The 23,156-nt window shown below is 71.6% G+C and carries 16 protein-coding genes; 11 read left to right on the forward strand and 5 right to left on the reverse strand.

The genetic code is table 11. The annotated features are described in order from the left end of the window. The 3 genes from D7X74_RS10710 to D7X74_RS10720 all read left to right on the forward strand — a co-directional run. Positions 1-1,052: hypothetical protein (locus D7X74_RS10710; protein ID WP_233602053.1), on the forward strand; the 1,052-nt coding region annotated here is incomplete at its 5' end. 73 nt (positions 1,053-1,125) lie between these two features. Then, positions 1,126-1,548, forward strand: a complete 423-nt coding sequence (locus tag D7X74_RS10715; RefSeq protein WP_120532832.1) for a cupredoxin domain-containing protein — start codon at positions 1,126-1,128, stop codon at positions 1,546-1,548. Between the two features lie 66 nt (positions 1,549-1,614). Continuing rightward, positions 1,615-4,554 (forward strand): helicase C-terminal domain-containing protein, encoded by a 2,940-nt coding sequence (locus D7X74_RS10720; protein ID WP_120532833.1) that lies wholly within the window; start codon positions 1,615-1,617, stop codon positions 4,552-4,554. A gap of 75 nt (positions 4,555-4,629) precedes the next feature. Here the strand turns inward: D7X74_RS10720 and D7X74_RS10725 are convergent, their stop codons facing one another. Further along, positions 4,630-5,535, reverse strand: a complete 906-nt coding sequence (locus D7X74_RS10725) for a LysR family transcriptional regulator (RefSeq protein WP_120532834.1) — start codon at positions 5,533-5,535, stop codon at positions 4,630-4,632. Positions 5,536-5,805: 270 nt separating this feature from the next. On the opposite strand from D7X74_RS10725, the gene D7X74_RS10730 reads away from it, so the two are divergent. Both D7X74_RS10730 and D7X74_RS10735 read left to right on the forward strand, forming a co-directional pair. Then, on the forward strand, positions 5,806-7,050 hold the full coding sequence (locus D7X74_RS10730; protein ID WP_120532835.1) for an MFS transporter: 1,245 nt from the start codon (positions 5,806-5,808) through the stop codon (positions 7,048-7,050). A 60-nt stretch (positions 7,051-7,110) separates the two neighbouring features. Continuing rightward, positions 7,111-8,202 (forward strand): alpha/beta hydrolase, encoded by a 1,092-nt coding sequence (locus tag D7X74_RS10735; RefSeq protein ID WP_120532836.1) that lies wholly within the window; start codon positions 7,111-7,113, stop codon positions 8,200-8,202. A gap of 36 nt (positions 8,203-8,238) precedes the next feature. On the opposite strand, the gene D7X74_RS10740 is transcribed toward D7X74_RS10735, so the two are convergent. Together D7X74_RS10740 and D7X74_RS10745 are read right to left on the reverse strand one after the other, a co-directional pair. Next, a complete protein-coding gene (locus D7X74_RS10740) occupies positions 8,239-9,381 on the reverse strand; it encodes a cysteine desulfurase family protein (protein WP_120532837.1) in 1,143 nt (380 codons plus the stop codon). A gap of 51 nt (positions 9,382-9,432) precedes the next feature. Next, positions 9,433-10,155: a TetR/AcrR family transcriptional regulator gene (locus D7X74_RS10745; RefSeq protein ID WP_120532838.1), complete on the reverse strand. Its 723-nt coding sequence runs from the start codon at positions 10,153-10,155 to the stop codon at positions 9,433-9,435. 124 nt (positions 10,156-10,279) lie between these two features. Here D7X74_RS10745 and D7X74_RS10750 point away from each other — a divergent pair, with 124 nt between their 5' ends. After that, a complete protein-coding gene (locus D7X74_RS10750) occupies positions 10,280-11,152 on the forward strand; it encodes an SDR family oxidoreductase (RefSeq protein WP_120532839.1) in 873 nt (290 codons plus the stop codon). Positions 11,153-11,172: 20 nt separating this feature from the next. On the opposite strand, the gene D7X74_RS10755 is transcribed toward D7X74_RS10750, so the two are convergent. Both D7X74_RS10755 and D7X74_RS10760 read right to left on the reverse strand, forming a co-directional pair. Next, positions 11,173-11,925, reverse strand: coding sequence for a HAMP domain-containing protein (locus D7X74_RS10755; protein ID WP_120532840.1), 753 nt, complete (start codon positions 11,923-11,925; stop codon positions 11,173-11,175). Continuing rightward, complete coding sequence (locus D7X74_RS10760; protein WP_120532841.1) at positions 11,922-12,671, reverse strand: HEAT repeat domain-containing protein; 750 nt, start codon at positions 12,669-12,671, stop codon at positions 11,922-11,924. The genes D7X74_RS10755 and D7X74_RS10760 overlap by 4 nt, the downstream gene beginning before the upstream one ends. A 170-nt stretch (positions 12,672-12,841) precedes the next feature. On the opposite strand from D7X74_RS10760, the gene D7X74_RS10765 reads away from it, so the two are divergent. From D7X74_RS10765 to D7X74_RS10785, 5 genes are all read left to right on the forward strand, one after another. After that, the gene (locus tag D7X74_RS10765; protein ID WP_120532842.1) at positions 12,842-14,608 is read left to right on the forward strand and encodes a protease pro-enzyme activation domain-containing protein; all 1,767 of its coding nucleotides are present in this window, start codon (positions 12,842-12,844) and stop codon (positions 14,606-14,608) included. 105 nt (positions 14,609-14,713) lie between these two features. Beyond that, positions 14,714-15,991: a hypothetical protein gene (locus tag D7X74_RS10770; protein WP_120532843.1), complete on the forward strand. Its 1,278-nt coding sequence runs from the start codon at positions 14,714-14,716 to the stop codon at positions 15,989-15,991. A 229-nt stretch (positions 15,992-16,220) separates the two neighbouring features. Beyond that, positions 16,221-19,406 carry a poly-gamma-glutamate biosynthesis protein PgsC/CapC gene (locus D7X74_RS10775; protein WP_120532844.1) on the forward strand — a complete coding sequence of 1,062 codons (3,186 nt, stop codon included), beginning with the start codon at positions 16,221-16,223 and terminating at the stop codon, positions 19,404-19,406. Continuing rightward, complete coding sequence (locus D7X74_RS10780) at positions 19,403-22,033, forward strand: hypothetical protein (protein ID WP_120532845.1); 2,631 nt, start codon at positions 19,403-19,405, stop codon at positions 22,031-22,033. Before D7X74_RS10775 ends, D7X74_RS10780 begins: the two co-directional genes overlap by 4 nt. Positions 22,034-22,068: 35 nt before the next feature. Further along, positions 22,069-23,154, forward strand: coding sequence for a hypothetical protein (locus D7X74_RS10785; RefSeq protein ID WP_147446534.1), 1,086 nt, complete (start codon positions 22,069-22,071; stop codon positions 23,152-23,154). Positions 23,155-23,156 lie beyond the last annotated feature (2 nt).

The following is a 23,156-nucleotide window of genomic DNA, read 5'->3' on the forward strand; positions in this document are numbered from 1 at the left end:
CGCCCGTGGCGGCCACGGGCGTGCCCGCCCCCACGCCCCGTCCCAGTCCCACGGTGGGGCCGGGCGTCGCGGCGGCGGCTGCTCCGGCCACGCCCCGGCCGGCGGCTGCGTCCACCGCGCCCGCGCCCGGAGGTTTCGCGCCGGGCGCAGCGGCCCGTCCCTCCGCGCCCCGGGCACCGGGCATGGGCGGGCCTCCCCGCTCGGGCGGTCCTCCGGGCCGCTTCGGTCCCCGGCCCTCCACGCCGCGTCCGCCGCCCACGCCGGAGCAGATCCTGGCGCTGGCCACGCGCGAGCACGTACCGGCGCGCATCGCCAAGGGGGAGCTGGAAGGGAAGATGAAGGCGCGCATCTGGCGCAAGCTGCACGCCGAGGAGGCGAAGCGCTTCGACCAGGTCTACGAGCTGATGGGCCAGACGGCGGGCCTGTCGCTTGGGGACGCGTTCGGCATCCTCCAGAGCGGCCTGACGGTGGCGGAGTTCATGGCGCGCAAGGAGCGCAGCCAACGCAAGGCCGCCATCAAGCAGGCGCGCGGCCAGGTGGACAACGCGCTGGTGGCGGACTTCCTGGGCGCGTTCATCGAGCAGAAGACCGAGCTGTCGGTGGTGCTCGCGGAGCGGTCGCTGCTGGACACGCTCCTGTCGGAGGAGGCCATCGCCTTCACCTTCGAGCGCACGGGCCGGCTGGAGAAGCTCCAGGTGGTGCTCATCGCGCGGAGGGGTGACTGGGAGCGGCTGATGCCGACCCTGGACCGCGACGCGAAGCTCACCCAGAAGCCTGCGCAGGTGGCGCGTCAGCCGGACAAGCGGCCCTATTCGGATCCGCGTCCGTTCCTGCCGCACATCGGGCAGACGGTGAAGCTGGTGATGCGCAACGGCATCACGGTGGAAGCGCCGCTGCTGCGCGTGGGCCGCTTCGACGTGCTGCTGGGCGAGCCGGGCCACGAGCTGTTCATCCCGCTCCACGCCCTCTTGCGCTTCGAAGCGCCCCCGGCCCCGCCCGAGGACGACGACGACGACGAGGTGTCGGCCGCGCCCCCGGACTTCGAGGGCTGAGGTCCGCTGTTCTCTTCCGGGCGGCCTGGGCTTCAGTGCCGGGCCGCCCTTTCTTCTTTCGGAGTCCCCGCCCATGCGTCCGTTCTTCTCCCGCATCATCAAGCCCTGGCTGGCGCTCACCGCAGCGGCGATTGTCGCGGGGGCCTCCCAGCAGGCCTGCACCAAGGACGCGACCGCGAAGGTGCCGGACGCGCCCGCGGCGGTGGAGGTGGGGCGGAGGGAGAACGGCGTGCACGTGGTGGAGCTGGCCGTCACGGAGAAGGGCTACGAGCCGTCCCCGGTGCAGCTCAAGCAGGGCGAGCCGGTGAAGCTGGTGGTGACGCGCAAGACGGACATGACGTGCGCCACCGAGCTGGTGATGGACGAGTACAAGATCGACACGAAGCTGCCGCTGAACACGCCGGTGGAGATCGCCTTCACCCCCAGTCAGTCCGGCACGCTGCGGTACGGGTGCGCGATGGGGAAGATGATCGCCGGCACCTTCGTCGTGGAGTAGCTCCGGAGTCCGCGCCCGCGCGTTAACTGGCGATGTCCCCCCGGCCGGGTAGGCTCGATGCCCTGCATGGGCAGCTCGGAGCTCTTCACCCGGCATGTCTTCCTGGACCTCGAAACGACGGGGCTGGACCCGCGTGTGGACGAGGTCATCGAGGTGGGCTGCCTGTTCTTCGAGAACGGCCGCGAGGTGGACCGCTTCAGCCGCCTGTACGCGTCCTCGCGCCCGCTGAACCTCACCATCAAGCGCCTCACGGGCCTGGGGGACGCGCAGCTTGCCGGCCAGCCCCGCTTCGACACCGAGCGCGCTGAATTGCGCGAACGGCTGCGCGGATGGACGGTGGTGGCGCACAACGCCCCGTTCGAGAAGGGCTTCCTGCCGGACGTGCTGGGTCCCATCCGCGCCCCGGTGCTCGATTCGTGCGAGCTGATGCACTACCTGCACCCGGAGCTGCCCAGCCACTCGCTGGAGTCGCTGATGCGGTGGGCGAAGCTGGGCCAGCAGCAGCCGCACCGCGCGCTCCATGACTGCGCGGCGGTGCACGCGGTGCTGGTGCACGCGCTGGACGGCTGCGTGCGCGACGGCCGCGCCGAGGACGTGGCGGACCTGCTCTCCACGATGGACCCTCGGGCCCGCACGTCCCTGCTGGGACCCACGCCGCTGCTGGACCCGGCCTCCGCGGAAGATGAGCGCGACCTGGCGACGGACGCGGAGGCGCGCCCGCTGGTGGAGCTGCTCTCCCGGCTGTGGGAGGCGTGCCGGGCGACGCCGGTGCCGCTGGGCCTGGAGACGACGGGCGGCTTCCTGCGCGCCCGGCCGGAGCGGCGGCGGGCGAATGGCGCGCGGCCTCCTCCCGAGCCGGAAGCGGATGCGACTCCGCTGCCGGTGCGGCCGGAGGAGGTGTCCGCGGTGCTGGGGCCTGACGGCGCGCTGGAGCGTGGGGGCGGGTTCCTCTCCCGGCCCGCGCAGTTGGAGATGGCGCACGCGGTGGCGCGCACGCTGTCGGACGGTGGGCAGGTGGCGGTGGAGGCCGGCACCGGCACGGGCAAGTCGCTGGCGTACCTGGCGCCCGCCGCGCTGTTCGCCGCGCGCAACGGGCTGAAGGTCGGCGTGGCGCCGCACACGAAGACGCTCCAGGACCAGTTGCTGGAGAAGGACCTGCCCCGGCTGCATCAGGCCACCGGCGGCGCGTTCGGCTATGCGCTCTTGAAGGGCCAGACGAACTACCTGTGCCGCCGCCGCGCGCTGGAAGCCACGCGGGTGGAGCCGGGGATGAACCACTCGGCGCGGGCGCCCCGGGCCTACGTGCGCGCGTACATGCGCCGCAGCACGGATGGGGACCTGGACCGGTTGAGCCACTGGTTCCGCGAGCGCTTCCCCGCGATGCACGGGCTGGTGCCGGCGGTGCGCTCGGAGGCGGCGACGACGCTGGGCGAGCGGTGCCCGCACCACCACAAGTGTTTCTACCACTCGGCGGTGGCGCACGCGCGCGAGGCGGACGTGCTGGTCATCAACCAGTCGCTCGCGTTCGCGTGGCCCGCGCGCTACCCGCGCCTGGACCACCTGGTGCTGGACGAGGCGCACGAGTTGGAGGACGTGGCCACCACCGCGCTCACGCTGGAGCTGTCGGACCTGGCCTTCATGCGCCTCACGGAGCGGCTGCACGGGCGCGATGGACGCCGGGGCCTCTTCGCGGAGCTGCGTCGCGCGCTGGCGGCCACGCGCCGGGAGGAGTCCCGCTCCCTGATGGGCGAGGTGGACGACGCGCTGCGCACGCTGCTCCAGGAGGCACGCGCCCTGGGCGAGCAGGTGACGGCGCTGTGCGAGCCGGCCTCCGCGATGCCCGGCGAGGACGCGGACGACGCAGCCTATGCCCCGGAGCTGCGGGTGACGGATGCCGTGCGCGCCCTGCCCGCCTGGGAGCCCGTGCGCGAAGGGCTGGACGCCGTGCGCGGCGCGCTGCAACGCGTGCACACGCTGCTCGCGGTGCGGGCACTGGCGGCGCTGCCGGAGCTGGCGGTGAAGCAGCCCTCGCTGGAGCGCGAGCTGGCCGGGGCCACCACGGAGCTGGGCGAGCTGGGTGTGCTCGCGGGCGAGCTGGCCGGCGAGCCGGATGTGAAGCGGTGCTACGCGGCGCGCGCGGAGCCTCGCAAGGGGCGCTGGAGCGTGGGCGCGCAGCCGGTGGACGTGTCCGAGGCGGTGGCGAAGGACTTCGCCGCGAGCAAGCGCGCGCTGGTGATGACGTCCGCCACGCTGGGCACGGGCGACAACGTGCCCTTCGTGCTGAAGCGGCTGGGACTCCGGCCGCCCATCCTTCGCGCGCCCTCCCCCTTCCACCTGGGGCGGCAGGCGCTGGTGGTGCTCGTCACCGATGCGCCGCGCGCGCACGAGGAGCCCTTCATCGACTGGGCCTCGGGGCGCATCTCCGGGCTGGCGCAGGTGATGGGGGGACGGGTGCTGGGGTTGTTCGCCTCCACGCGGCGGCTGGAGCGCGTGGCTCGCGAGGTCCAGGCCCGGCTGGAGCCGCATGGGATTGAAGTGCTGCGCCAGTCGCGCGGGCACGGCCGTTCGCTCGCGGCGCGGCAGGAGCGCGACACGGGCACGGTGCTGCTGGGCACCAAGAGCTTCTGGCAGGGCGTGGACATCCCCGGGCGCGGCGTGGGGTGTGTCTTCATCGACAAGCTTCCGCTGGAGCCGGCGTCACGTCCGCTGGTGGCGGCTCGCGAGGAGCCGCTGGCCCGGGGTGGCAATGAGTACCTGGGCTTCCTCCAGTACCGGCTGCCGCGCGCGCTGTTGATGCTGCGTCAGGGCGTCGGGCGGCTCATCCGCTCCACCACCGACCGGGGCATTGTCGTGGTCGCGGACCCCGGGCACGCCAGCTATCGGCCCCTGCTGCTCCAGGCGCTGGATGGCTACCGCGTCGTGGCGATGCCGTGGGCCCAGGCCCGGCTGCTGCTGCACTCGGAGCTGATGCAGATGGGTCTGGCCGCGGATACAGCGCGCGTGTGATTCCGCGCAGGTGCGGACATCGCTTCAGCGTCCGAATCGAAAGGTCCGTGGCGGTCCGAGCGTGCCCAGGCAAACTCAGCCCGTCCTGCCGGCCAGCTCCTTGGCTGCCTCGACAAAGAGGCGCAGGGGCTTCGAGCGCTGTGCGCGGCTGGGGTAGTAGAGGAAGAAGCCAGGCACGGTGGGCGCGTAGTCCTCCAGCACCCGCACGAGGCGTCCGGAAAGCAGCTGCTCCTGGACGGCTGGCTCCAGGACGTACGCCAGCCCCCCTCCCTCGGCGGCGAGCGCCGCGCCGGCCAGCTCGTCGTTGGTGGAGACCCCCTCGCGCATCGGGATGCGCCAGGTCTTGCTTCCGCGCTCCAGCTCCCAGGCATAGGGAGTCCCGGTCGTCGGTGAGCGCAGGACGATGCAGTCGTGCCGGAGCAGGTCCTCGGGGCGCTCTGGGGTGCCACGCGCCTCAAGGTAGGCCGGGGCACCCACGATGACGAAGCGGAAGGCGCCGGTCAGGCGCACCTGCACCATGTCGCGCTCAAGGGTCTCGCTCAAGCGCACGCCGGCGTCGTAGCCCTCCGCGACGATGTCGACGAGGCGCTGTTCGACGACGACGTCCACCTCCACGCGAGGGTATCGCGCCCGGAAGGCTGGCAGCACGGGCGCGATGAGGAGGGGCACCGCCGCGCGTGGCACGGACAGCCGCAGCCGTCCGACGACCTCCCCGGGCTGGGCCGAGGTCCCTTGAAGGGCGGCAGCGGCTTGAGCAAGGCCCGGACCGGCCTCCTCCACCAGCCGCCGCCCCACGTCCGTCAGGGCCACGCTGCGCGAGGTGCGGTTGAGCAGGACCACGCTCAACTGCTCCTCCAACTGCCGCACCGACTGGCTCACGGCGGCCGTGGAGACGCCGAGCTCGCGCGCCGCGCCCCGGAAGCTCTGGAGTCGCGCAACGGCCAGAAACACATGGAGCTGATGGAAGAGGACCGTCTTCATCGCGGTGGTTCCCATGAAATGAAGTGCCGGTGTGGAGTGTCGTGACGGCCCTGTGAACGGGGATGGCCACTTTCGGCAAATGCAGGGCCACCATCAACCCCTGCTTAACGGCCCGTTCGCTCCTCATCGTCTGGTGCCCGGGGGGCGCGCCGCGTAGTTCTTTCACCAGGCACTGCTGCTCCAGCGAGCACGACGCGCGGGGCACCTGCGACGAAGGCCCGACACGGACGTCGAGACCTTCAAGCGTGCCCCACAACCTGGGAGAGAATCATGTCCATCCAACTCGCCAACGCGCCCGTGGCGTCGGCCCCGCGCTCCGCATCATGGGGCGCCGTGTTCGCGCTCACCCTCTGCGTCTCGACGCTCGTCGCGTCCGAGTTCATGCCGGTGAGCCTCCTGACGCCCATCGCGTCGGATCTCCACCTGAGCGAAGGCCGCGCCGGCCAGGCGATTGCCGTGTCCGGCCTCTTCGCCGTCCTGGCGAGCCTCACCGTCGCGTCCGCGGCCCGGTCCATCGACCGCCGGAAGCTGCTCCTCGGCCTCACCGGCGCGATGCTGGCTTCGGGCCTCGTGACGGCCCTGGCGCCGAGCTACACCGTGCTCATGTTGGGCCGCGCGCTCGTGGGTATCGTGATTGGCGGCTTCTGGTCGTTGTCCGCGGCCACCGTCATGCGGCTGGTCCCCGAGGGTGACGTGCCGCGTGCGCTCGCCCTGCTGAACGGTGGCAACGCGCTGGCCACCACCATCGCGGCGCCACTTGGCAGCTTCCTGGGCCAGTACATCGGGTGGCGTGGTGCGTTCTTCGCGGTCGTTCCTCTCGCGGCCATCACCCTCGTGTGGCAGTTCTTCACCCTGCCCCCCATGCCCACGGAGCGCGCCGCTCCGCCTCCGAGCGCGTTCGCCCTCCTCCGACGCCCCAAGGCGCTGTGGGGCATCCTGGCGGTCACGCTCTTCTTCATGGGCCAGTTCGCCCTCTTCACGTACCTGCGTCCCTTCCTGGAGACGGTCACGCGGGTCGGGGTGTCCACCCTCTCGCTGGTCCTGTTGGGGATGGGCACGGCGGGGCTCCTGGGCACGTACCTCATCGGGTTCCTCGTGGCCAAACGGCTGTCCGCGGTGCTCATCGCCGCGCCGGTCGCGATGGCTGTCATCGCGGTCGCACTCGCCGTCTTCGGCCGGTCCCTCGCGGCGACGGCCGTCCTCCTTGCGGGGTGGGGGCTCATCGGCACGGCGGCGCCGGTCGCGTGGTGGACGTGGATCAGCCGCACGCTGCCGCGCGACGCGGAGGCTGGCGGCGGTCTCATGGTCGCGGCCATCCAGCTCGCCATCACGGTTGGCGCCTCGCTCGGAGGGCTGTTGTTCGACCGCAGCGGCTACCAGAGCACGTTCGTGGCGAGCGCCGCACTGCTCGGGGGCGCGGCCCTCCTGGCCCTCCGGGCGTCGAGAGAGACCTGCGTCGGCGAGGCCGAGGTCCGCATGGCGTCGCTGGAGAGCGCCGCTCAGAGGAATGCGTGAACGCGGCTGCCATTACCCGCTCGGCCCCTGCCGAACCTCACACCCACGAGGATGAAGACAATGACGAAAATGAAACTGCCTTTCGCGACGCGCCGACGTTCCTTGCTCGGTGCACTCCTGCTCGGTTCGTTCACCGCACTGTCGGCCTGCGCATCGTCCTCGGCATCGGCGGCACGTCCGACACCGGGCCTCGCGTCTGGGGACACGGCCAACGGCGCGGACAATTTCTACACGAGTGACAAGGTCACCATTCAGAAGGTCGTCTTCCAGAACCAATACAAGATGAATGTCGTTGGGAACCTGTTCGTCCCCAAGGACCTGAATCGCGGCGCGAAGGGTCCGGCGATCGTCGTCGGACATCCCATGGGCGCGGTGAAAGAGCAGAGCGCGAACCTGTACGCCACGAAGATGGCGGAGCAGGGATTCGTCACCCTGTCGTTGGACCTGTCTTTCTGGGGCGAGAGTGACGGCCAACCCCGCAATGCCGTTGCACCGGACGTCTATGCCGAGGACTTCAGCGCCGCGGTGGACTTCCTGCGCACCCAGCCGTTTGTCGACAGGGAGCGGATTGGCGCCATCGGAATCTGCGGCAGCGGGAGCTTTGTCATCAGTGCGGCCAAGATCGATCCGCGCATCAAGGCCCTCGCGACAGTCAGCATGTATGACATGGGCGCCGCCAGCCGCGACGGGCTCAGGCATTCGGTGACCCTCGAGCAGCGAAAGAAGTTCATCGAGGAGGCAGCGCTGCAGCGCGATGTGGAGTTCGCGGGGGGCGAAGCCAGATATACGGGCGGGACGCCCGAAGAGCTGAGTGACCAGTCCACTGCGATTGATCGTGAGTTCTACGACTTCTACCGCACGTCGCGGGGGCACAGCCCAGACACCACGACGCATCCGACGCTCAGCAGCAGCACCAGGTTCATGAACTTCTACCCGTTCGCGGACATCGAGACGATCTCTCCTCGCCCGATGCTCTTCATCGCGGGCGAGAACGCCCACTCCAGGGAGTTCAGCGACGAGGCCTACCGGCTTGCCGGTGACCCCAAGGAACTCGTCATCGTGCCTGGCGCGGGTCACGTGGATCTCTACGATCGTGTCAACCTCATCCCCTTCGACAAGTTGACCACGTTCTTCCGAACGAATCTGAAGTGACCCAAGCGTCTTGGCGCCTGCCGGCGTTCGCGCTGACTACGGCCCCGTGAGTCGCGTCCACGAGCGCACCAACGCCACCGTCGCGCGTTCGATGTCCTCCACCGTCGTGCCACGTCCCACGCACAGGCGCACCGTGCCGAGCGCGGCGTCCAGCTTGATGCCCATTGCGAGGATGACGGCGGACGCGCTTTCGTGGCCCTCGTGGCAGGCCGACCCCGTCGAAGCCGCGACGTCCGGCGCCCCCGCGAGCACCGCGTCGCCGGAGACGTCCGGGAAGCGGACGCTGAGCGTGTTCGGCAGGCAGAGGTCCCGGTGGCCGTTGAGCGCCATCCCCGGAATGGCCGATGCGAGGCGCTCCCAGAGCAGGTCCCGGCGCGCCCGCATGCGCAACGCGACGGACTCCAGCTCACGGCCCGCCACCTCGCACGCGACCCCGAGCCCGACGATGGAGGCCACGTTCTCCGTGCCCGGACGCAGGCCTCGCTCGTGCGACGCGCCGAGCGTGAAGGGCACCAGCGACGTGCCACGCCTCACGTAGAGCGCGCCCACGCCCTTGGGCGCGTAGAGCTTGTGGCCCGCGACGGACAGCAGGTCCACCCCAAGGTCGCGCACGTCCACCGGAGTCTTGCCCAGCGACTGCGCCGCATCCGTGTGGATGACCGCGCCCGCTGCGTGCGCGAAGCGGGCCAGCTCCGCGACGGGCTGGTAGACGCCGGTCTCGTTGTTCGAGTGCATCACCGTGACGAGCGCCGTGTCCGCGTTGACCACGTCCCGGGCCTCGTCGAGCCGCGCGCGGCCCTCCGTGTCCACCCCGAGCCGGGTGACGCGCCAGCCGTGCTCTTCCAGCCAGCCACAGGGACGCGCCGTCGCGGGATGTTCGATGACCGTCGTCACCAACTGGCGCCGGGCCCCGGCGGCCTCCGCGACACCGCGGATCGCCAGGTTGTTCGCCTCGGTGCCACCCGACGTGAAGAGGACCTCATCCGCTTCGCACCCGAGGAACGCGGCCACCTGTTCGCGCGCGTGGGCCACGGCGGCGCGAGCCCTCGTGCCGTAGACGTGCCCGCTGGACGGATTGCCGAAATGCTCCCGCAGGTAGGGCAGCATCGCGTCCAGGCACTCTGGAAGCAGCGGCGTCGTCGCGTTGTGATCCAGGTAGACGGGCGCGTCATGGGTCATGGGGAGTCCTTCCACCTGAACGTGAGCATGATGGACCGACGCGCGGCTCCGTCATCCGGCGTCCGCGATGCGCTCCAGCAGTTCGCTCAACAGCAGGCTTTCGCCTTTCGTGAGGACACCGAGCCGGTCAATGGAGGCACGCAGAGCGGCCGCCACCGCGCGGACATCCGTGTTCGCCGGGGTCGCCGCTTCGCTCGTGATCGCGGCCACGGTCGCCTCGCGCGCGGCATCGGAGAGTCCGAGGTCGCGTTGCCCTTCGGGCTGGCGCAGGAGCGTGAGCACGGCCCCGGTGCCCATCGACACCACGAGGCCTAGCGCCCGCTCCTCACTGACCCGCAGCCGGCCCGCGAGCGCGATGTTCCGGATGCGCCGCCGCAGGACATCCTCCCCGTCCCCGACGGCGGAAGGCTGCGAAGCCAACTGCGGATCGCTGCTCATGAGCGCGAACAGCCCCGGATGGCTGAGGCCGAACGCGACGTGCATGTCCCAGCCATCGCGAAAGTCCTGAAGCGGGTCGGGGTGCGGCGCGCGCGCGGACTTCTCCGACACGTAGCTCTTCAGTGCGTGCTCGATGACGGCCGCGAGGAGGCCGCGCTTGTCGCCGAAGAGCCGGTAGAGGGTGGGCGCCTGCACACCCGCGGCGGCGGCCACGGCACGCGTGGTCGCGGCATCAGGCCCCCCGGAGGAGATGAGCTCCGCGGCGGCCGTGATGATGCGCGCGCGCACATCGGGGCCCTCGGCGTCTTCCGCAGCGGACTTCTCGCGGTCCTTCATGAGGCTGGGAATAGCACGCGGCTGCGGGAACGCCGATAACATTGACTTGATAACGGCGTTAACGACCGCTACGTTATCAATGGAAACGACGGCTCGTTTCCGTCGATACCTCAAGGAGCATCCAATGATCGTCGTGACCGGGGCCACCGGGCAGCTCGGCCGTCTCATCGTGGAGAAGCTCGTCGCCCGCGTACCGGCGGACCGGATCGCCGTCAGTGTCCGAGACGAGCAGAAGGCCCAGGACCTCGCGGCACGCGGCGTTCGGGTGCGCAGGGGCGACTTCACGGATCCGAAGAGCCTGGAGCAGGCCTTCGAGGGAGCGTCCCAGGTGCTGCTCGTCTCGTCGAACGCGAGCGCGTATGGCGGCGATCCCCTCGCCCAACATCGCGCCGCCATCGACGCCGCGCGGTCCGCTGGCGCGCGGCGCATCGTCTACACGAGTCACATGGCCGCGAGCCGTTCGTCGGCGTTTCCTCCGATGCTCGACCACGCGGCGACGGAGCAGATGCTGGGCGAGTCCGGCCTGGCGTGGACCGCGCTTCGCAACGGCTTCTACGCCGCGAGCGCGATGTTCCTGCTGGGGAAGGGCCTGCAGACGGGAGTCTTCGAGGCGCCCCCGGACGGAAAGGTCTCCTGGACCCCGCACGCGGACCTCGCGGAGGCGGCGGCCGTGATTCTCGCGAACGAGGGTCGGTACGAAGGGCCGACGCCGCCGCTCACGGCAGCGCAGGCGCTCGACTTCAATGCCCTGTGCGACCTCGCGTCGAGCGTCCTCGGACGTCCGCTCCGTCGGAGCACCGTGTCGGAGGACGAGATGCGCACGAAGCTCGCGGCCTCTGGCATGCCCGCGCATGTCATCGCCATCTCGCTCGGGCTCTACCGCGCGAGCCACGACGGCGAGTTCGCGGCCACCGACCCCACGCTTGAGAAGCTGCTCGGGCGCGCGCCGACGGGGATGCGCGAGGTGATTGCCGGGCAGTTGGGCCGAACGACCTAGGCTGGATGCGGCGACCTGCCCTACCGCGCCAGTCGCTCGCGGTAGCGCGCTTCCAGGGCGCTCAGCTCATCCACCCACGGTCCGGTGACGCCCTTCTGCCTCGCGACCGCCAGGGCCTCCGCCAGCACGCGCGCGTCCTCTTCCTGCTGGTTGCGCAGCCGCTGCGTCATGTCCCTCGCGGCCTCGAAGACGTCCTGCAGCTCGTCGCCTTCACGCAGGCCGTGCTGCGGCGGACGCAGGCGGCCTTCGGCCACCTCACGCACCATGCGCTTGATGCGGAACAGCGGGCCCGCCATCCGGTGCGTCACCACGATGGTGGACAGCGCGACCACCACGATGAACGTCAGCATGCACAGGCCCAGCACCCACCACGTCAGCCGCTGGTGACGCTCCAATTCCGCGCGCTGCGCGACGATGGCCGTGCGCTCCGCCTCGTAGCCCGCGTCGATGGCCTGCGCCTGCTCGCGGAACTTCGCCTCGAAGGACGGGTCGTCCATGTGGGCCAGCAGCTCGTTGGAGAGCGTGGCCCCGGACAGCTCGCGGCTCACCTCCGCCGCGCGCGAACGGGCGTCCACCGCCGTCGCCGTCTCCGCCATCAGCGAGTTCGCCGAGCGCGCCAGGAAGATGCCCAGGATGGCCGCGAGCACCAGCGACACGCCGACGATGTACGCGGTGAGCTTGAGCTGGAAGGGCGCATCCAGCAGGAAGTTGCGCCACCGGCGCTTCGTCGGGGCCGGAGCGGGGGTCGGGGCCGGGGCGGTCGTCGTCGTCATGTCTCGCTGCTCCACTCGAAGGTCGCGGCGGCTTCCTCGATCGCGCGGGGGATCAGGGCCTTCAACAAGTCCGCGGGCGGCGCACCCGCGGCATTCACTTCCACCTGTCCCATCAATGACTGCTCCGGGTAGCTCATGCAAAGAATCGCGAGGCGAAGCCCTCCGCTGTCCGTGGCCTGGATCTCCGCCGTGATGCGGTAGCCGTGCACGCCCATCTTCTTGAGCGCACCCTTCGCCGCCGCCTTCGTCTCCTTCACCGGCGCCATCTGCGCGCCACGCCTCACCAGCTTCGAGCGCAGCCGCGCCTCCGTCACCTTCACCAGCTCCGGAGAGATGCCGCCCGTCTTGTCCTTCAGCGTGTCCAGCGCCAGGTAGAAGCGCGGCCGGCGCGCCTGGTACGCCTTGAGGGCCTTGATGGACTCCGCCACCGCCGCCTGCACGGAGGCGTCCGTCTCCCCCTGGTACGCCTGGAGACAGTCGAGTCCCCCTGGCTCCAGGAGCGACCCCAGCCCCTTGGCCACCGCCGCGCGCACCAGCTCGCTGGGGTCCTTCAGCGCGCCGCACAGCGGCGTCACCGCCTCGGGGTCCTCGGTGGCGCCCAACACGAGGGCGGCTTGTGAGCGCGCACGCGGATCCCTTCCCTTTTCCAACTGACGCCCAAGGAAGGTGATGCGCGTGTCTGCCTGCGCCAGCGCAGCGCACGGCAGCAGGAAGAAAATGAGCAGGAGTGCTGTCGGCAGCCGCATGGGTTGGGCAAAGAAGTGCCAACAGTGTAGCCGCGTTTTACCAGTCCACGACAGTTGCCTCGTGGGGCAATCGCACCCACCTTCGATGCGCACAATGGGCGACGTCCTCCAGCCCGGAGGACGGCTGGGGTGCGGCGGACCCGAGGGGCCACCGCGGGCTTGGGGGAGCAATGAAGCGCGGACACATCCTCACGGGTGTTCTTCTGCTGGCGGGGTGGATGGGGGGCTGTCGCGACTCGGACCGGCTGACGTCGGTGGGCAAGCCCCGTCCGCCAGGGCCTACACCGGTGGAGGGCGCGCCCACCCTTCCCGACTCGGAGACCTCCCAGCCACCGCCCGCGACGACGCCACCGCCCGAGCCGGAGGTGGTGGACCCGCCGCCGGAGCCGGAGGCCGAGGTCCTGGACCCGACGCCCATCCCGACGACGGACGGCGTCCCGGGCCCGTTGCCGGGCGTCTACACGGACAAGGGCGAGGCGCCGGAGACGGACCTCATCCGGGGGCTGGTGGCCTTCCCCATCCGCGACAAGGACGCGCTGGAGCAGCGCATCAACGACATCTACAAGCCGGGCGGCGCGGGCTTCCGCAAGTACATGACGCCCCAGGAGTGGAACGCGAAGCATGCGCCCCTGGAGAAGGACATCACCGTCGTCACGGACTGGATGAAGTCCCAGGGGCTGCAGACGCCTCGCGTCGCGTCCAACCGGCTGCTGGTGCAGTTCGTGGGGACCGTGGGCCAGTTCAACAAGGCCTTCGGCGTGAAGATCCGCATCCTGGAGCGCAAGTCGCCGCAGGGCGGAAATGATCCGCACGACGTCTACGGCCTCACGGAGCCCATCAAGGCGCCCACGTTCGTGCAGCAGCGCGTGTCCGCCATCGTCGCGTTGGACCTGCCGGCGGCGACGGGGACGCTGCCCGGCGAGTTCGGTCAGCCCTCCACCGACAAGCCCGACCCCATCAACCGGGGCCTCACCCCGCAGCAGGTGGCGCGCGCGTACGGCGTGGACACGCTCTACAACCAGGGCCACGAGGGCCAGGGCACGAAGCTGGGCGTGGTGATTGGCGCGAGCTTCCGGTGGAAGGACGTGCGCGCGTTCTGGAAGATGTTCGACATCGAGCGCGAGGACCCCAAGGTCATCCAGACCATGGAAGCGCCCGTCACTCGCTACCGCGAGGGCACGCTCGACGTGGAGTGGGCCGCGGCGATGGCGCCGAAGTCGGAGGTCCTCGTCTACATGGGCCCGGACGCGCGCAACACGTCCATGCTCTTCACCTTCAACGAGGCCATTGCCCGGGGCGAGGTCTCCGTCATCACCACGTCCTTCGCGCACCGCGAGGACTCCGAACCGCGCGCCGTGCACGAGCAGTACGGCGCCTCCGGGATGATGGCCGCGGCGCTGGGCATCACCGTGGCGGCGGCGAGCGGCGACTCGGCGGGCGTGGACACGCCGGGCTCCAGCCCCTACGTCACGGCGGTGGGCGGCACGCAGTTGAAGATGAACGGCATGGCGGTGACGGGCGAGACGGCCTGGTACTACTCCGGCTCCGGCATCAGCCGCACCTTCACGACGCCTGAATGGCAGAAGGGCATCGTGCCCCTGCCGGCGAAGCGCGCGGTGGTGGACGTCGCGCTCAACGCGGACACCGGCTACTGGTACACGTGGCTGGGCGTCACCGTGCCCAACACCGGCACGTCGTTCGCGTCGCCCATCTTCGCGGGGCTCATCGCGGTGGTGAACGGGGCGCGCTCGGAGGTGGCGAAGCCGCCGGTGGGTTGGCTCAACTCGCAGCTCTACACGCGGCCCGACGTCCAGGGCACCTTCCGCGACATCACCGTGGGCGTCACCGACCGTCAGTACGAAGCCGGTCCGGGCTGGGACATCCCCACCGGCTGGGGCGCCCCCGACGCGGACGGGCTCTTGCGCACCCTCCCCTAGCGGGCAGGCGACGAGAGCGGACAGGCATGCGGGCCCTTTCCCGGCTGTCATCTGGGATTGACGGGATGCGAATGCGTGCGCAGGCGACGGTGTTCGGGACGGGTCATGTCCCAGTCCTTCCTGCGCACGTCCCTCCCCTGCCTCCTGCTGCTCGCAGCCGCCTGCAGCAGCGCCGTCGCCGGCCCGTCCGGTGCCGTGTCCGAGGCCCCCTCCGCTGAGTCCCCCGGCAGCGTCGTCCAGGCGCCCGCGTCACCCCAGGCCCCTGTCGAGGACGTGGCCCAGGCACCGACGCAGACACCGGCCGACCCGAGCGTCCCCGTGGAGCAGACGCCCACCGGGGAGACCGAGACCCCGGCCACCGTCGCGCCTGCTCCCTCCCCGAGCGTGTGCGCACCGCTCAGTGGCCTGGCCACCCTCCAGGGGGACCTGTCGACGTGGCTCCTGGGCGCGTCCATCAGCCCGGCCCGCAGTGGAGGCTTCAAGGAGCCCGGCGGCACGGAGCTCACCTCCTTTGAAGGCGCCTTCCGCGCGCTGCTCACGCAGGGGCCCACCGCGCAGGTGGTGCAGGACCTGGGGACGCTGGGCTTTGGCGTGGCCACCTTCCGCAACGCGGACGGCGCCGCGTGGCTGGTGGTGCGCGAGCAGGGCCTGCTCACGCGGGGCGGTGGCACCTTCATCCTCAACCTGTCCCCCGCGCGCGACCTCTGGCTGGAGGCGCCGCACGCGGACTCCGACGAGGGCACGCTGCGCCAGACGGCCACGCAGTTGGTGACGCTGGGCGCCCGCGCGCTGCTGCTCACCGGCAGCAACCGCTGCGCCGTCACCACCGCCAGCCCGTGCAGCGGCACCACCAGCGTGTGCGGCACCCAGGGCCTGCGCATCTCCGACGCCGCGCACTACGGCAACACCTTCTTCACCGCCGCCCACCGCGCGCTGCGCGACACCTATCCGGACGCGGTCGCGGTCAGCGTGCACGGCATGGACGCGAGCGATGGTCCCGAGGCCGCCGTGGTGAGCGACGGCACCAGCGTGCAGCGCCCCGAGTCCCTCTCCGTGCGCTTTCGCGACGCACTCAACACGCACCTCGTCGGCACCAGGCGCGCCTTCTCCTGCAACGCGCCGGATGACGCCGGCAAGCACCGCACGCTGTGCGGCACCAGCAACGTGCAGGGCCGCATCGACAACGGCGCCGCCGACGCCTGCTACGCCGAGGCCACAGCCGCGTCGGACCGCTTCCTCCACCTGGAGCAGTCCGTCACCCTGCGCGGCACCGGCGCCTCCTCCCAGGCGGTGATCCAGGCGCTCGCGGACACGGTGCCGTGCAGCCTCACCGGCTCAGGCCTGGGCTGCCAGGCCGTGGCCACCGCGGACCCCTGTCCTTGAGCTGACATCCGGGGTGCACGCACCCTGCGTGCCAAACGCGGGGCGCGGGGTGAAACCGAGGTGCACTTCGCTGTCGTCCAGGACACTGCGGGCGCGCCAATGTCGGGGCGTGGGCAGTCCGCGCGACTGGCGGGTTGGATCAGGGGTTGAGCAGCGAACGCTTCTCAGCTCCCGAGAAGCGCAACCCTGGTCGGTGATTTGAGCCTCCCTAGATTCGAGCGCAGCCACCATGGCGCTCTTTTCGACCCTGACACTCTTTCCGGCTTACTCCCTCGACACCTCCATCCTGGTGGCGGTGCTCGTGGGCGTGCTCATCCTGGCGCTCCTCACGGAGACGCTGGGATGGGTCTTCGTGGGCCTTGTCGTTCCCGGCTACCTGGCCTCGGTGTTCGTCATCCACCCGGAGGCGGGGGCCACGGTGGTGGCCGAGTCCCTGCTCACGTATGGGCTGGCGCTGGCGCTCTCCAGCGGCCTGAGCCGCACGGGGGCGTGGAGCGAGTTCTTCGGCCGCGACCGCTTCTTCTCCATCGTGCTCGCCAGCGTGATGGTGCGCGCGGTGAGCGAGACGTGGCTTTTGCCCGTGCTCGGCCGGTGGATGGATGATCGCTGGGGCACGTCCTTCATCGTGGACCGCAGCCTGCACAGCATCGGTCTGGTGCTGGTGCCGCTCACCGCGAACGCGCTCTGGAAGCTGAAGGTCCGCCGGGGGCTGTGGCAGGTGGGCGTGCCGGTGGCGCTCACGTACGTGCTCCTGCGCTTCGTGCTGCTGCCGGCGACCAACCTGTCCTTCAGCAGCCTGGAGCTGATGTACGAGGACGTGGCGCAGGACTTCCTGTCCAGCCCCAAGGCCTACATCATCCTGCTGACGACGGCGTTCCTCGCCGCGCGCTTCAACCTCAAGTACGGCTGGGACTTCAACGGCATCCTCGTGCCCGCGCTGCTGGCGCTCACGTGGCTGGAGCCCCTGAAGCTGGTCGCCACGCTGGCGGAGGTGCTGCTGCTGGTGGTGGCCGCCAAGGCGGTGCTGTCGGTGCCGGGGCTGCGCACGCTCAACCTGGAGGGCCCGCGCAAGACGGTGCTCGTGTTCTGTCTGGGCTTCGGCGTGAAGTGGGCCATCGGCTGGGCCATGGGCGGCCGCATTCCGGGCCTGAAGGTGACGGACCTGTTCGGCTTCGGCTACCTGGTGCCCACGCTGCTGGCGGTGAAGATCCTCCAGAAGCAGGTGGTGGCGCGCGTGCTGCTGGCCACGCTGCACACGTCGCTGGCGGGCTTCCTCATCGGCAGCCTGGCGGGCTTCGGCCTGTCGCTCATCGAGCCGCGTCCGGCCACCGCGCTCACCGCGCAGGCGCCGCGCGACCAGGTGCCCGGGCTGGGCCTGGACCACACGCCGCTGGGCCTGATGGCGATGGGCCGCGCCACCGCGCGGGAGAGTGACGCGGGCGGCGTGTCGCTGCGGCTGAAGCATGGCGACCTGCGCACGTACTCCTCGCTGTGGAGCCGCGTGGACGCGTGGCTGGAGACGGGCGGCACGGAGGGCGTGTCCGCGCTGCGCACGCAGGCGGCGGCGCTGGGGCTGGAGCTTCGCGCGCTGCCCGTGGTGGAAGGTTCTCCCGCGCGCTTCGCGCTGGTGGAGCGCGTGGACGGCGAGGGCAAGGCGGGCTGGGACACGTCCCTGCTGGTGCCCGGCGCGAAGGGGCCGGTGCTGGAGGTGCCGCGTCCCCTCTCCGAAGCGCCGAGCGCCGAGGTGGCCGCGCTCCTGTGCGAGCGCGTGCACTGCCGCGCCATCATCGTGAGCGGCGTGGATTCGCGCCGCGCGGGGCTGGTGCTGGGCGACGCGCTGTCGCAGTCGGAGACGCCGCTGCGCCACGCCCACGAAGCGCTGTCCTCGCGCGAGCGGGTGCAGGTGCGCGTGGACGCCTCGCTGAAGCCGGGACAGGTCGTGCTGCACACGCGGGATGGCAAGGCGCCGGAGTCCCTGGCCGCGCTGTGGCCCGACGCGAAGGTGACGTCCGCCGCGCCGCCCGAGCCCGGGGACACCTGGGGCGAGGACCGGCTGAGCGTGCTGCGCGCGGGGCCCGCGGACTTCGCGTCGCGGGTGCTCGCCGAGGCGCCGGAGCTGGCCGCGCCGATGACGGAGCGCGACGCGCTGGGCGCCCTGATGGTGACGCCGGACGGGGTGCCCACGCCCGCAGTGCGGCCCTCGGATTCGGAGCTGCTGGTGCTGGAGCAGCAGGTGGCCGCGCCGCTGCTGGGCAGCGGGACCTCCGACGTGCCCGTGGCACTGCGCGCGCGCTGGGCCGGGGCCATGGCGGCGCTGCTGGGCCTGCGGGTGCACCCGGTGACGGACTGCGCCCAGGCGAAGGACTGCTGGTGGGTGACGGACGCGGAAGCCACGCCGGGCCGGCTGGGCGCGGGGCTGCTGGTGCGTCAGGGCGGCTCGCCGCTCGCGCTGGAGGTGCCGTCGCCGGTTCGCGAGGCGGGCACGCTGCCGGTGGCCGCGGAGCTGTGGCACGAGGCCGGCGCCACCGCGCTGGTGTTCGCCACCGCCTCCACCGAAGCGCCCCACCCCGCCACCTTCGGCGAGCTGCGCACCGCGTTCCAGGCGTTCCATCAGGCGGTGCACCGCGCGCTGCCTGGGAAGAACGGGCAGGTGCTGGCCATCCGGGGTTTCTCCGGCCGGCCTTCCGTGAACGCGGACGTGCTGGTGGACGTGGGCAGTCCGGTGCTCACCCCGGCGCAGCGGCCAGCGGAGCTGGAGCGCCTGCTGTCCGCTTCCGGCCCGCTGGGCTGGCTGGGTCAGCGCGTGCGCTACAACGACGGCGCGCCGGAGCTGACGGGCCTCAACGACGCAAGCCCGCAGCAGGTGTTCTCGCGCACCTTCGGTGGGGCGAAGCTGGCGACGCTGTGGCTGTCCGAACCGCTGCGCGGCGCCTTCGTGGGTCCCCGGCTCGCGGCCGAGGAGCTGGCCCTCACGGGCCTGACGCCCGAGGAGCCCCGCGAGTCGCCGGAGCGCGCGTTGCTGGCGGATCGGCTGGTGGCGCCCTCGCAGCCGGTGTCGTCCGCGCTGAAGGAGCACTTCGCGGAGCTCACCGCCGGCGCGGAGCGCTACCTGGCGCAGCAGAACGTGCACGACCTGCGCGCGCTGTCCCAGACGAAGCGCGTGGGCAACGTGTCCCGGCAGGTGAAGGCCGGCTTCAGCGCCGAGCACGGCCTGCCCTTCCTCCTGGTGGAGGCGCGGCAGGGACATCAGGTGCTGCGCGCCGTCTATTTCCTTCAGCAGCACCCGTCGCCGCTCGAGCGCGCGGAGCTGACCGCCGGTGACGCGGGGCTCGCGAGCGCGGTGGACGTGGCGCTGCGACACCGCCGACCGGTGGTGTTGACCGGGGAAGTCTCCCGCGAAGAGGCACGTCGATGAAGACCCGCAGTCGCGCGCTCCTGGCGCTCCTGGGCCTGCTGACGGCCCTGGCGCTCATCTGGGGCGCGAGCCTCGCCGTCCTGGGCAACACCGACACGCCCACCGCTCGCCGCGACGCGAAGTTCGTCAACGCCGAGCGCCTCATCTTCTACCGGCTGGAGCCGGGCAAGGAGATGCGCGTCCGGGTCCCCTCCGAAGCGGAGGAGCTGCTCATCGTCACGCACGAGATGCTGCCCGAAGGCACGCCCTACGCGCCGGAGAAGCAGTACCAGTACGGCCTGCAGGCCATCCTGCGCGCCCCGGCGGGCATCGTGCTGGAGCGCGCCATCTTCACGCGCACGCGCCAGAGCAAGGGCCAGCCCCAGGAGGACGGCACCTTCCTGGAGGAGAGCGCCTTCACCACCAACGCCACCGCGCAGGTGACGGACGAGCGCGAGTTCGTGCTGCGCCTGCCGGAGCGGCCGGAGCACTCGGTGCTGTACCTGCGGCCCGCGGGCACGAAGGGCACGCTGCTGGCGCGCGTGTACGTCCGGGCGCACCGCACGCTGCCGCTGCTCGCGTCGCAGAAGCTGGCGCAGGCCCGCGCCGAGGTCCGCGCCGGCCGCGCCACCTTCGAGCCCTTCGAGAAGCTGTCCCAGGACACGCGCCGCTGGCTCACCGAGGAGCACTGGGAGCGGCTCAACGCGGAGGGCGAGGCGGGCACGGACTACCAGATTGAGCCCGTCTACCGCACCGCGTTCCGGCTGCCGCTGGTGGAGGCCACCGAGTCCGTGCAGGAGCGGCTGGAGGCGGGGCGCGCCGTGGCGCTCAACGTCACCGGGCCCGCGAAGCCGGTGCTCTGGCTGTGGAGCGACGCGACGGACGCGCACCCGCAGCCGCATGGCCCCGTGACGGTGCGCACGCTGTCGCAGGACGGGCTCGTGCACACGGTGGAGCTGCCGGGCCCCGTGGCGGGCTCGCCCATGTCGCATCCGCTGGAGCTGCCCGCGGGCGTGCACACCGTGACGGTGCGCAACGACGGCAAGGAGGACCTGCGCTACACGGTGGAGGGGCCGTTCGAGTCGTGGCTGCTGCCCGCCGGGCCGCGTCCCGCGCCGGGCGCCGCGGCGGATGGCCATGTCGCCTTCCTGCCGGACACGCGCCGCACGGAGGCGTTCGCCACCGGTCCGGCGTGCCCGGTGCTGGAGCTGGACATCGATCCGCGCATGGACGCGGCCGGAAGGTTGGTGCGCATCGACGCGCGCTCGCTGGACCGGGCCCCGTCGCGCGAACCGCTGCACCTGAGCCTCACGGTGCTGGATGCGCAGGGCCAGCCGCTGGGACAGGCCTCGCTGGATGCCACCACGGAGCCCGCGCCGTTCGAGAGCGCGGACCTGGTGGCGCTGCCCGGGGGCGCGCTGCCGTGCATGCCCGTGGCGCAGGTGACGCAGGACGCGGGTTCGGCGGGCTCGGGTGAAGTGACGGACCTGCCCGCCTGGGTGTCCCAGGTGGCGAGCGCGCGGCTGTTCCTGCCGGCGGGTGCGCGCAAGCTGCGCGTGGAGGCGCCGCGCTCCACCATCGTGCAGTTCTACAGCTTCCTGGCCGGTGCGCAGGCGCTCACGCCCGTGGCGCCCTACACCGAGACGGCGCTCAAGGGCGTGCGCTGGCGCAACGCGCCCCTGGATCAACGCTCCTGGCATCCGATGCGGCCGGCCAACATGAGCGAGCTGATGCAGGGTGGCGCGCGCATGGAGCTGCTCAGCCAGGTGCGCCTGGAGCCCGTGGGCCCGGAGGACGAAGCGGTGGCGCCTTCGGGTGACGCGGTGGTGGTGCGCCCGTATGGGACGCCCGCCGTGGTCGAGGTCCTGGAGTCCGCGCAGGCGGACACCGCGGACGTGGTGCGCACGCTGTCCACCATCCTGGAGCCGGGCCGCGCGGTGCGGGCGCAGTTCGATGCCCGCACGCCCACCCGTCCGGAAGTGCGGCTGTCCTTGAAGGACGCGACGGCGCTGGGCAACGAGGTGGAGGTGCTGCTCGACGGCGAGCCCCTTCACCGCTTCACCGTGCGCTCCACGCGTTCGCGCGAACTCCTGCCGCCCCTGCCGCCCGGCGAGCATGAGGTGCTGCTGCGTTCGTCCGCGCCCGGCCTGACGGCGATGCTCAACCGGCCTCCCGCGGCGGGCAGCGGGCTGCGCTCGCGCACGGTGTACCCGGTGGGCTCGAGCGGGCTGCGCGTGCCGGTGCGCAAGACGGGCCCCGGCGCCGTCACGCTCAACGTCGTCGTCTACACGCCGGTGGCGGAGGCCTCCACCGCGCCCCGTCTCTCCGTCACGGTGGATGGAGGCAACCCCGTGCGTCGCGCCAGCGTGCTGGTGCCGCACGTCACCCGCGCCGAGCGCACCGTGGTGCTGCCCGCCTCCGAGAGGGATCCGGCGATGCCAGCGGGCCGTCCGGGCGTGAAGTGGTACGCGCGCACCGTGCCGGTGACGCTGGGCGAGGACATCGCGCCGGGCGTGCACACCGTCCGCATCCAGGCGCTGGGCCCCGAGCCGATGTGGGCGCGCTTCTTCGTCTTCGGCCAGTCGCTGGAGAACACCGCCCCGCGCGAGTGGAACCGGGGCGGCTGGCAGTTGGAGGAAGCGCTGTGAAGCCGTCCCGGGGGACCGGGTCGTGGCGCCCGTTCGTGGCCGCGGGGGTCGTGTCGGTGCTGGGCTTCGCGCCCGGTGCGGAGGCCCAGACAGCCCTGTCCTCCAATGCATCTGGCGCCCTGGCGCAGAAGTCCCAGAAGCTCGAAGCGACCCGGCCCGCCGTGAGCGCGAAGACCCCGAAGCAGGAGCGCGTCCCCCAGGAGGATCCGGCCGTGAACCCGCCCGAGGCAGCCGGCGCGAAGGACGGATGCCGCGTGGACGCGCGCTTCTCGGGGCTGTGGCCCCGCGTGGACGCCGTAACGTTCCACCCCACGACGCTGGAGGAGCGCGCGGCCTTCACGAAGCTCATCCCCGCGCTGCTCGCGGCGGCGCCGAAGCAGAAGGACGTGCCCCCGGAGCTGACGAACGTGGCCGCGTCGGTGGGCTTCTTCCTGGAGACGTGGACGACGCCGCGCGACACCTTCTGGGTGCTGCGCGAGCGGCCGGACCGCTACCACGGCGCGGGCGCGTACGTGGTGCGCACGGGCGAGGCCACCGAGGACGTGGTGCAGGTGCCCCACCCCTACTTCGACATCGGGACGGAGGACATCGGCGCGGGCCTCTTCTCCTGTCCGCCCGAAGGCCGCGCGCCGCGCCTCTTCATGACCGCCACCGCGCACCGCTACCACGGCACGCCCGGCGAGACGCCCGAGGACCCCGAGCACCCGGCGGACGTGGCCCACAACCCGGACCACCTCTTCCAGACCGTGACGGACCTGGCCGCGCGAAGCCTGCCTGCCCTGCGCGTGGTGCAGCTCCACGGCTTCGGCGAATCCAAGGTCCAGAAGGGCCGCACGGAGACCCTGACGGCGGTGGTGAGCGACGGCTCGCGCCAACCCGGAGCGTGGGCTCGGCAGGTGTCCGTACCGCTGGAGGATGCGCTGGGACACGGCGTGAAGCTGTTCCCGGAGGGGGTGCAGGTGCTGGGTGGGACGCAGAACGCCCAGGCACGGTTGCTCCAGGCGTATCCGCAAGCCCTCTTCCTGCACCTCGAAATGTCATCCCGCACGCGCAAAGCGCTGGCCCGGCCGGCGCGATTGGAGCGGCTGGGACAGATTCTGTTCGCACCCTTGGAGGACTGAGC

This window comes from Corallococcus sp. CA047B (assembly GCF_003612065.1).
Taxonomy (GTDB): Bacteria; Myxococcota; Myxococcia; order Myxococcales; family Myxococcaceae; genus Corallococcus; species Corallococcus praedator.

What these genes read in the sequence shown, in the direction of transcription:
- D7X74_RS10750 (WP_120532839.1), top strand. Translation starts at nt 10,280, where the DNA reads ATGATCGTCGTGACCGGGGCCACCGGGCAGCTCGGCCGTCTCATCGTG.
- D7X74_RS10775 (WP_120532844.1), top strand. Translation starts at nt 16,221, where the DNA reads ATGGCGCTCTTTTCGACCCTGACACTCTTTCCGGCTTACTCCCTCGAC.
- D7X74_RS10770 (WP_120532843.1), top strand. Translation starts at nt 14,714, where the DNA reads ATGTCCCAGTCCTTCCTGCGCACGTCCCTCCCCTGCCTCCTGCTGCTC.
- D7X74_RS10730 (WP_120532835.1), top strand. Translation starts at nt 5,806, where the DNA reads ATGTCCATCCAACTCGCCAACGCGCCCGTGGCGTCGGCCCCGCGCTCC.
- D7X74_RS10720 (WP_120532833.1), top strand. Translation starts at nt 1,615, where the DNA reads ATGGGCAGCTCGGAGCTCTTCACCCGGCATGTCTTCCTGGACCTCGAA.
- D7X74_RS10765 (WP_120532842.1), top strand. Translation starts at nt 12,842, where the DNA reads ATGAAGCGCGGACACATCCTCACGGGTGTTCTTCTGCTGGCGGGGTGG.
- D7X74_RS10740 (WP_120532837.1), bottom strand. Translation starts at nt 9,381, where the DNA reads ATGACCCATGACGCGCCCGTCTACCTGGATCACAACGCGACGACGCCG.
- D7X74_RS10780 (WP_120532845.1), top strand. Translation starts at nt 19,403, where the DNA reads ATGAAGACCCGCAGTCGCGCGCTCCTGGCGCTCCTGGGCCTGCTGACG.
- D7X74_RS10745 (WP_120532838.1), bottom strand. Translation starts at nt 10,155, where the DNA reads ATGAAGGACCGCGAGAAGTCCGCTGCGGAAGACGCCGAGGGCCCCGAT.
- D7X74_RS10735 (WP_120532836.1), top strand. Translation starts at nt 7,111, where the DNA reads ATGACGAAAATGAAACTGCCTTTCGCGACGCGCCGACGTTCCTTGCTC.
- D7X74_RS10760 (WP_120532841.1), bottom strand. Translation starts at nt 12,671, where the DNA reads ATGCGGCTGCCGACAGCACTCCTGCTCATTTTCTTCCTGCTGCCGTGC.
- D7X74_RS10725 (WP_120532834.1), bottom strand. Translation starts at nt 5,535, where the DNA reads ATGAAGACGGTCCTCTTCCATCAGCTCCATGTGTTTCTGGCCGTTGCG.
- D7X74_RS10755 (WP_120532840.1), bottom strand. Translation starts at nt 11,925, where the DNA reads ATGACGACGACGACCGCCCCGGCCCCGACCCCCGCTCCGGCCCCGACG.
- D7X74_RS10715 (WP_120532832.1), top strand. Translation starts at nt 1,126, where the DNA reads ATGCGTCCGTTCTTCTCCCGCATCATCAAGCCCTGGCTGGCGCTCACC.